This is a genomic window from Gilliamella sp. wkB18 (assembly GCF_001690875.1).
Taxonomy (GTDB): Bacteria; Pseudomonadota; Gammaproteobacteria; order Enterobacterales; family Orbaceae; genus Gilliamella; species Gilliamella apicola_A.
Window position 1 is genome coordinate 1 of record NZ_LZHM01000085.1, and the last position, 8,202, is coordinate 8,202.

Genomic DNA, 8,202 nt, shown 5'->3' on the forward strand with positions numbered 1-8,202 from the left:
CAAAATCCTCAAGAGAAAGAAAAATATATATCTGTTTTTATACCGAAAAAGTATAATGAAATGATAGATAATAATATATATCCTAATTGTTCTATAAAAGTATTTGTTCATTCTTTTTCAGAAGAAAGTAATAATGAAATTTATACGATTAAAGGCCTTAATAAAGCATATATAAAAGGGTATAAAAAAGTAGAATCTGATGTTTTTAATTTTATAACAGAATCAAAAAATCCAAGACTTATACAAGATGAAAATTATTATTTTAAAGATTTAGAAAAAAATGGTTATGACTTTTTTATCCAGATTGATGAAGATTATTATCCAGAAAATTTAATCAAAGAAAACTATGTATTTGGTTATGGAGCATTATATTTATATAAACACAGTATAACTGCTGAAATAATAGCAGGTTTTTGGCAATATTCGTAAATATATAAGGCAGTCTGAGGTGGTCTTTTTTCTTATTCAATATAAGTCAAGATCCCGATAGGGTTAGCAGGTAACAACCCGAATTTTTATGCGTATGTGCATGATAGTAATGCTTGGGTCGATCCGTTTGGGCTGTCTAATCATCCATCTAGTTATATTACTTTTACAGATAGTAAAGGATTAAGCTTAACTGTAAATGGTTATACAAATATAAGTCATTTATCCAATAGAGAATTGGAAGCATTGTATTATGCAAATTCAGGCTCAGGTTGGGGATTATCACCTAAAGATAAAAAAAAGAAATACAATAGTTTTACACCACTACAAACAAGATCCAGAAGGTACTATCGTTGTAATGCCACAAAAGCATCATGATAAGCCACATACAAATCCAGGGCAACATCCTTATGGAAAAAAGAAAGGAGGAGGATTAACTGTTAATGAGCGAGCTGCTTTTGATAATTGGAGAAAAGAATATCATGCGTATTTAGCTAAAAAAGAACTGGAAGCCAGAGGTATAAAGGTAAAATGTAAATAATTATGAATAGAGAATTATATAATAGAATTAATATTTTTTTTTCTAAGGAGGAAAATCAAATATTTAGAGGTAATCCTGTTTCAGATGAAGAAATAGATAAAGCACAAAAAGAGCTTCATGTTAAATTTATTCAGGATTATATAGATTTTTTAAAAAATTTTGGAGGAAGTTATGTTGGTGTACCAATATATGGTTTTAATAATTCAGAGATGTTATCTAGCCAAACAGTAGTAGATATAACTAATGAGTTTAGAGAAAATTATAAACAAGATAATAGATGTCCTATAATTCAAGAAAGTTATGTTATTTCTATCACTGGAAGTGGAGACCCTGTAATGGTAATACCTAGTGGAGAAATATTAATTTTTTATCATGATAGTGATAGTCAGGAAATATATTCTCAATCATTTTCAGAATTAATTGAGAAAAATTTATGAAAAGAAAAAATAATTCAAATGAGTCTTTTTTAAGAAAATAAGCCATTTATTCCGTTCAGGCAACCGGGGCAGTATGAGGATGTGGAAACGGGGCTTTATTATAATCGGTTTAGGTATTACGACAGTAATACAGGAACTTATATAAGCCAAGACCCTATCGGGCTAGCAGGTAATAACCCGAATTTTTATGCGTATGTAAGTGATAGCAACGTTCAAATTGATTCATTCGGATTATCTACATCGCCAATTTTAGGATTTAAAAGTTATGGTCAATTAAATCAATTTGGTTCGCAAATTCAAGCTACCCTAGCTAGGGGAGGTTTCAAGAATTCAGAAGTTTTCATGCAAGGTGTTCTGTTACTGGTCGTAGTTTTAAAACAGGAATTCCTTTTGATGTAGGTAGGATAAGTGATTTTGATGTTGCAATTGTTAATTCTGATTTATTAAAAAAAATACAAAGTTTAGATTTAGGAAAACCAGGACGTCCATATTCAATGCCATTAAATTCTGATGCTATGAAAAAATTAGGATTTGGGGATTTAGTAGATAGTTTATCAAATCGTTTTGGAAGAGATGTAAACTTTAGAATTTATGATAGTGAATCAGCAGTTAGAGCAAATGGGAAAAGTTATAAAATAAAATACAAAAGTTAAAATGAAAGGTTACTATATAACATATGGTATTTTCTCATTAGACCTAGAAAATATTGTAAAAAACTTAGAAAAAAAGTTAAATATAAATTTAATTAAAGATGAATATAATGATGATGAATTATATTATATTGAAACTAATAGTAAATATAGTATCAATGATTTTAGTATTTATAATGCCAGTTCTGATGGATTTTATATCACTGACAACGAAGTTTTACATCCTAAATATTTAATTTATTGTAATATAATATTTGATAAGAATGAGTTATTCGATATTGAAAATATTAGAAGATGTATTCAAGATATAAAATATATAAAGGAATTACATATTGATGTTGATGAATGGTGATTAAAAAATAAATTATGGTAAAATCCCAGACCCTATCCTAAATTCTGTGTATTTATCCGTTAAAAGTGACAGTTAATCCTATCATCAAATCCTGAGGATGTGGAAACGGGACTTTATTATAATCGGTTCCGATATTATCATCCTGAAACCGGCATATATATTAGCCAAGACCCGATAAAGTTAGCAGGAAACAATCCCAATTTTTATGCGTATGTGCATGATAGTAATGCTTGGGTTGATCCGTTTGGATTGGATTTACATCATATTATACCTAATCAGATATTTAAGGAGTTTAGAAAAAATTTCAAAAATGTTAGTGGTTATATACAAAATGTATCTAAAAAAGCAATAGATGTTAGTAACTTAATTGACTTACCAAAACCATTTCATGGAAATCATCCCGCATATAGTGATTATGTTAGAAAAAAGGTACAACAATTAGTAGATACTGGAAAGTTAGACTTACAAAATATCAAAAAACTACAGGATCATCTGATAGATAAAATAAAAAAAGCTAAAATAAGCGGGAAAAAATTAAATGATTTTTTTAAAGGTGGGTGTAAATAATATAGAGAAAAAAATGAGATATAAAAAATTAGATGTTTCTTATGATCCAGTAATTACTGGAATTAATAACGGGGGAGCACAATTAGAATTAAAAGAAAATAAATCTTTCATCTCTAAAGAGGAAAAAAATAAATTTAACAAATATATTGATGAGAATTTAAATAATAGAAATAGAGTTTTTTTAAAAACTTTCAAATCTATTAATGAGGAACAAATATCTTCAATAAAATATTATCCAACGCGAAAAAAAATAAAAAGAACAGATTTTATAAGCTATTTGCCTTATGAGTTAGGATTAAATTATATAATTTCGGAAAAGGCTTACGATATAATTAAAACGTATAGGATCCCATTATTGTTAAATAAAATTAATATAGATATTGAAGGGTGGGAAAATGATAAATTTTATTTGATAGGTTTCCCGATGATTCCTGATACCGAAATAGATTTAGATAAATCCATTTTTTATGACACACAAAGAAATGAAAAAGTTAAGTTTAAAAGTTATCAAGATTATAATGAGATAAATTTTAACCTAGTAGCATTGAACCTATTTCTACTTAATAAATATCATTATGATATTATTAATATACAAGGAAAAGGTATGTTTTTTTCAGAAGAACTAATTTATGCATTAAAAGAAAATAATATTATTGGTTTTGAAATTGGAGAAATTATTTTAGAAAATTAGATATATTAGTAAATTGATTCGGCGCTCCAACGACGTCCTAAATTTTGTGTATTTGCTAAGTAAAGTTGACGGTTGATTCTATCTCCAAATTCTGAGGATGTAGAAACGGGGCTTTATTATAATCGGTTCCGATATTATAATCCTGAAACCGGCTTATATATAAGCCAAGATCCCATAAAACTTGAAGGAAATAACCCGAATTTTTATGCTTATGTAAGTGATAGTAATTCCTTTGTTGATGTTTTTGGATTGGATTGTAAAGCTAAACTACAACCATATAGATCTGATGTTTTAAGTAAAGGACCACATGTAGATATTTTACATAATAATAGAAAGGTTACAGAAGCATTATTAGACGTTGTAGATAATAATTTAATATGGACTAGGTTGGAGATATTGTTAAAGATAAAAAAATTATAAAACAAGCAGATAAAACTATAGATAACTTATTAAAAGATAAATCAATTATGAAAGGTGCCAGAGAACAGACTCAACATGCTATAAAAGAAATGTCTGAACATTTAACAAATGGTACTAAAAGACAAATTGATTTTGCTAAAAGAAATATCCCAAAATTTGAAAAAATGGTTAAACTTATTGATGATTTCCTATGAAGAAAAAAATTCTAGAATTAGAATCTTATCTAAACTTATCATATAATGAATTTTGTAGATTAAAAAAGAAAACATTTAAAAAACAATATTATTCAAGAAATGAAGAAGGTGATTATGAAATACTTATAGATAAAAATCAATTCATGTTTCGTGACGATATTCTATATACTATAGAATTCAATAATATTAAAAAATTAAAAGAAGGTTTATTAATAAAAAATTCTTTAGAGAGTACTTTAAAGCATCTTTCAGATGAAAATATAGAATGGAATGTTTTTTCGAAATATAGTTATGACCATTATTTAGTTATAAAAATCAATAAATATCTTTATTTAGAATATGAATTTATAAGTAAATGGAGATTAAATTTATTACGAGTTTCTAATTTGGAAGAATGAGTTTAAATAATAAAGTTTCAAAAATAAATGATTAATTGCAATTATTATTTAACAACAGTCACACCATTCCTTTAGATAATTAGGAAAGTATGAGGATAAAGAACTAGGCTGGCTTTATTCCGCTTCCGATATTATCATCCTGAAAGCGGCTTATATATTAGCCAAGATCCGATAAGGTTAGCAGGTAATAACCCGAATTTTTATGCGTATACGTTTGATTCGAATACGATGGTTGATGTATTCGAGTTATGGACAATAAAATTAGGGGGATATAAAATTCAAGTGCATGCCAATGACGTTGACCCTTGGCCAAGTAACCCGCATGGTCATATTTACGATAAAGGTTTAGTTATTGATAATCAAGGTAAAATTTTTAAATCTCATAATGGTCCCCAAGTTGATAAACTTAGTAAAAAAGATGCTAAAATCTGGAAAGAAGCTTTAGCTAGTAAATGTAAATAGATGAAAAAAATAATAGTTGATAAAGATTTAATTATAAATCATTTCTCTGAAGCAAATAAAAAGTGGACTAGTGAAGATAATATGGAACTTATCACAAAAATTGATGAACAGGATTTAAATTTAGTTGTCCCCAAATTAATAGACTTACTTCCAAAAGAATTAGCAAATAGTATACTTTCTGATTTGTTAGAAAGACCAAGTTTTCCAATTCAATATATCAATGAAATATATAATAAGGGAGATAAAGGATGCAAAATGACAATATGTTTAAGAGATGATTTACCTATAGATATAGCTAATATGTGTGAAAATTCTTTAGATAAAGATATTAAAACACATTTCATAAATAGAAAAAATTTTTTAAATAAAAAAACAATTAAATAAATAAAACTACTTTTATGCAAACACCAGAAGAAATTGTAATAGAATTATTACAAGGCAGTAATTCCATTCCCGTGAAGTTAAGGAATAAAGAAGATATACAAAAAGATTATAATTTATTACTAGATGAAATAGATATTTTGAAAAAAAATATAAAGGTAAAAATGAGATACCAAAAAATTTATCTTATTCATTCTTAGATATATCTAATTATTTTATTGTTTCTGATAAAATATATACTACTAAAGAATTAGAATTAATTGAGGATATGAAAGATAGACTTTATGAAGAATTAGTAGAATTTTACGAAATGTAATCTTTATTTATGTTTAATATTTATATAGAAAGTAAAAGAAGATCTAAAGAAAATCTAATTAAGAAATATCCTAATGCAGAAATTATTGATGTTACATCTAAAGGAGCAGAGTACTTAAAATTTAGTCCTTTTTACCCACATGATAATATACCTGTTCCTTTTTCGCCTGATTATTATTCTCAAAGTGTATAAGGAGTGTGGCAAGGGTTAAAAGTTTTTGAAAATCAAGATATTGATATATCTAAATTTGAAATTACCAATATGAAAGGAATAAAACGCACTATTCGTACATGTGGGAAAATATTAGGACATAGAAATGGTGTTTTAGGAAATGAAATATTAGGATATTTGAAAGCTAAACAAGATATATATTTACCTACTTATAAATGGGTTTTGGATAATAAATTAGTTGAAGAAGTACAAAAATTAAAATTAATCCTTCAAGGAAAAGATATTGTATTTTTGGATTATGAAACTAATATAGAAGTTTTTAATATTAAACCTATTTCTCATGCTAACTTAATTCGATTATTTATTTTAAATGAGTATCCAATAGTGGCTAATACTTTCGTCTAGCTAATAGAATTTAAATAACAGAAATAAAAAGGCAATCCTAGATTTATTATCTTTTTTTCTTTTAAGTACTAAACTTATCCAACAATTCCAGTTAATCTTCGACGATCAGAGAACGTAGGAGTTGACTGTATTATAAAAATATAAATATTGGAAAAAGATGTATAAAGGCAACACATTTTTTTATCCATAAAGGTGGATATTTTTGTTATTTTCATCCAAAATCTTCTATTTTTAAGGTTTAAAACAGTCAAAAATAAAAAAGTTATCAACAGGTATCCAAAAAGCCTCAAACGGTTATCTGTAAATGCTTTGCGCGTGTTTTATCCTTTTTCCCACTAAACCCTGATTATGTGTGTATTTTGGAGGGTTGGAGGTGGCGAAATACATCCCTAAATATCCCCGTTAGAGCTCAAAAATAAAAAAGGAAACGGCATGCTCAAAGCGGTGCGCAATCCACAAGGGGAATGGATTCGCTTTGAATACGACGCATTAGGAAGAAGAACAGCGAAAATTGCTCATACAAAGATTTATCGCTATCTTTGGGATGGAAATGTATTATTGCATGAATGGCATTATGAGCGTGCACGGCGTCCTAAGGTTATTACTGACGAGCTGGGAATGCTTATTTTGGACCAACCCGAACCGGTCGAAAACCTGACCACTTGGGTTTATGAAGAAGGAAGTTTAGTCCCCACCGCTAAGCTCTGCGACGGCAAGTCCTACTCGATTGTATCGGATTATTTGGGCCGCCCCGCGCAGGCCTATGATGACAAAGGTGAACTGGTTTGGCAGGTGGAGTTTGACATCTATGGCAGAATACGGGAAGATACCTTTAACAATAAGCCATTTATTCCGTTCAGGCAACTAGGGCAGTATGAGGATGTGGAAACGGGGCTTTATTATAATCGGTTCCGTTATTACGACAGTAATACAGGAACTTATATAAGCCAAGATCCTATAAAACTGTCAGGTAATAACCCGAATTTTTATGCGTATGTGCATGATAGTAATGCTTGGGTGGATCCGTTTGGGTTAATGGCTGATAAAAAAACTTCTTATGATGGTGTCAGTCGTAGAGATGCTTTCAGACAAGCAAAAAGAGATGCAGGAATCCCCATGAGTCAACAACCTAGTAATATTTATAAAAGGCCTTTAAAGGATGGTTCAGGAGGGTATGTAAGGAACTCTAATGGTTCCATTGTAGAAACAAGAAATTATGAATTTAAAGGTAAAAATAATGAAATTATTACGATCCAAGAACATAGTTTAGGACATACAAAAGCAACTCCTGGGCATGGTGCAGAACCTCATTTTAATGTTCGTCCAATTGATAATTTAAACACGGGACATGTTGAGGGTACTCATGGACATTATAATTTTCCTAAAAAATGTAAAAATTAAAATTATGAATATAATAGATATTATTATTAATAATCACTTCTTGAAACAACTTTATCCTCATGGAATTCATAATGTTTCAATTGTATATTTTTCTACCGATCTAGATAATTATACTTTAAAAATCAGAACTAATGTAAGACCAGCAATAGAAGTTGAAAAATGGGGAGTTTGGCAGAAGGATTATGATGTTGTTGAAATAGAACTAGGTAGTAATCTTATAAAAAAAATAGAATGTTTAAATTGGCTTAATAATAAAAAAGAAATTTGTAATGTGGATATCCAAATTAAGGAAAAAGATTTTCAATTAATTAAATTTGATAGTAAAGATAAAGATTGGTATTTATATATCGAAATATTAAATAGTTTGCTATTTCAACGTTGTAAGGTCTA

Annotated in this window: 13 protein-coding genes and 4 pseudogenes; all 17 read left to right on the plus strand. The window is 28.3% G+C overall.

Annotated features, from left to right (window positions below):
- Positions 1–429: hypothetical protein (locus tag A9G48_RS11680; protein ID WP_065576099.1), on the plus strand; the 429-nt coding region annotated here is incomplete at its 5' end.
- A gap of 250 nt (positions 430–679) precedes the next feature.
- Positions 680–967: a hypothetical protein gene (locus tag A9G48_RS09150; RefSeq protein ID WP_065576100.1), complete on the plus strand. Its 288-nt coding sequence runs from the start codon at positions 680–682 to the stop codon at positions 965–967.
- A 2-nt stretch (positions 968–969) separates the two neighbouring features.
- Entirely contained in the window at positions 970–1,404 is a 435-nt protein-coding gene (locus A9G48_RS09155; protein ID WP_034947472.1) for an SMI1/KNR4 family protein, read from the plus strand.
- 48 nt (positions 1,405–1,452) lie between these two features.
- Positions 1,453–1,803: pseudogene (locus A9G48_RS09160) on the plus strand (RHS repeat-associated core domain-containing protein); the annotation flags it as partial.
- A gap of 95 nt (positions 1,804–1,898) precedes the next feature.
- Positions 1,899–2,057 (plus strand): hypothetical protein, encoded by a 159-nt coding sequence (locus tag A9G48_RS11685; RefSeq protein ID WP_176702011.1) that lies wholly within the window; start codon positions 1,899–1,901, stop codon positions 2,055–2,057.
- 1 nt (position 2,058) lies between these two features.
- Entirely contained in the window at positions 2,059–2,406 is a 348-nt protein-coding gene (locus A9G48_RS09165) for a hypothetical protein (protein ID WP_065576102.1), read from the plus strand.
- A 93-nt stretch (positions 2,407–2,499) separates the two neighbouring features.
- A pseudogene (locus tag A9G48_RS11230) lies at positions 2,500–2,973 on the plus strand (RHS repeat-associated core domain-containing protein); the annotation flags it as partial.
- Entirely contained in the window at positions 2,945–3,664 is a 720-nt protein-coding gene (locus A9G48_RS09175) for a hypothetical protein (protein WP_051825391.1), read from the plus strand. The pseudogene A9G48_RS11230 and the gene A9G48_RS09175, both read left to right, overlap by 29 nt.
- 93 nt (positions 3,665–3,757) lie before the next feature.
- Positions 3,758–3,916 (plus strand): annotated as a pseudogene (locus A9G48_RS12220) (RHS repeat-associated core domain-containing protein); the annotation flags it as partial.
- A gap of 215 nt (positions 3,917–4,131) precedes the next feature.
- A complete protein-coding gene (locus A9G48_RS11690) occupies positions 4,132–4,278 on the plus strand; it encodes a hypothetical protein (RefSeq protein ID WP_155268335.1) in 147 nt (48 codons plus the stop codon).
- Entirely contained in the window at positions 4,275–4,676 is a 402-nt protein-coding gene (locus A9G48_RS09185; RefSeq protein WP_034947460.1) for a hypothetical protein, read from the plus strand. The genes A9G48_RS11690 and A9G48_RS09185 overlap by 4 nt, the downstream gene beginning before the upstream one ends.
- 228 nt (positions 4,677–4,904) lie before the next feature.
- Complete coding sequence (locus tag A9G48_RS11695; RefSeq protein ID WP_065576103.1) at positions 4,905–5,138, plus strand: hypothetical protein; 234 nt, start codon at positions 4,905–4,907, stop codon at positions 5,136–5,138.
- Positions 5,139–5,522, plus strand: coding sequence for a hypothetical protein (locus A9G48_RS09195; RefSeq protein WP_034947450.1), 384 nt, complete (start codon positions 5,139–5,141; stop codon positions 5,520–5,522).
- A 14-nt stretch (positions 5,523–5,536) separates the two neighbouring features.
- Positions 5,537–5,719: a hypothetical protein gene (locus tag A9G48_RS09200; RefSeq protein WP_065576104.1), complete on the plus strand. Its 183-nt coding sequence runs from the start codon at positions 5,537–5,539 to the stop codon at positions 5,717–5,719.
- Positions 5,720–5,844: 125 nt separating this feature from the next.
- Positions 5,845–6,411 (plus strand): annotated as a pseudogene (locus A9G48_RS09205) (DUF6939 family protein).
- A gap of 432 nt (positions 6,412–6,843) precedes the next feature.
- Entirely contained in the window at positions 6,844–7,812 is a 969-nt protein-coding gene (locus tag A9G48_RS12020; protein WP_065576105.1) for an HNH/endonuclease VII fold putative polymorphic toxin, read from the plus strand.
- Positions 7,775–8,202, plus strand: a 428-nt coding sequence (locus A9G48_RS09215; protein ID WP_065576106.1) for a hypothetical protein, incomplete at its 3' end; no start/stop codon positions are given. The genes A9G48_RS12020 and A9G48_RS09215, both read left to right, overlap by 38 nt.

Coding starts and splice junctions, on each gene's coding strand:
- A9G48_RS09150 (WP_065576100.1), top strand. CDS start 680: ATGCAAATTCAGGCTCAGGTTGGGGATTATCACCTAAAGATAAAAAAA.
- A9G48_RS09155 (WP_034947472.1), top strand. CDS start 970: ATGAATAGAGAATTATATAATAGAATTAATATTTTTTTTTCTAAGGAG.
- A9G48_RS11685 (WP_176702011.1), top strand. CDS start 1,899: ATGCCATTAAATTCTGATGCTATGAAAAAATTAGGATTTGGGGATTTA.
- A9G48_RS09165 (WP_065576102.1), top strand. CDS start 2,059: ATGAAAGGTTACTATATAACATATGGTATTTTCTCATTAGACCTAGAA.
- A9G48_RS09175 (WP_051825391.1), top strand. CDS start 2,945: ATGATTTTTTTAAAGGTGGGTGTAAATAATATAGAGAAAAAAATGAGA.
- A9G48_RS11690 (WP_155268335.1), top strand. CDS start 4,132: ATGAAAGGTGCCAGAGAACAGACTCAACATGCTATAAAAGAAATGTCT.
- A9G48_RS09185 (WP_034947460.1), top strand. CDS start 4,275: ATGAAGAAAAAAATTCTAGAATTAGAATCTTATCTAAACTTATCATAT.
- A9G48_RS11695 (WP_065576103.1), top strand. CDS start 4,905: ATGGTTGATGTATTCGAGTTATGGACAATAAAATTAGGGGGATATAAA.
- A9G48_RS09195 (WP_034947450.1), top strand. CDS start 5,139: ATGAAAAAAATAATAGTTGATAAAGATTTAATTATAAATCATTTCTCT.
- A9G48_RS09200 (WP_065576104.1), top strand. CDS start 5,537: ATGCAAACACCAGAAGAAATTGTAATAGAATTATTACAAGGCAGTAAT.
- A9G48_RS12020 (WP_065576105.1), top strand. CDS start 6,844: ATGCTCAAAGCGGTGCGCAATCCACAAGGGGAATGGATTCGCTTTGAA.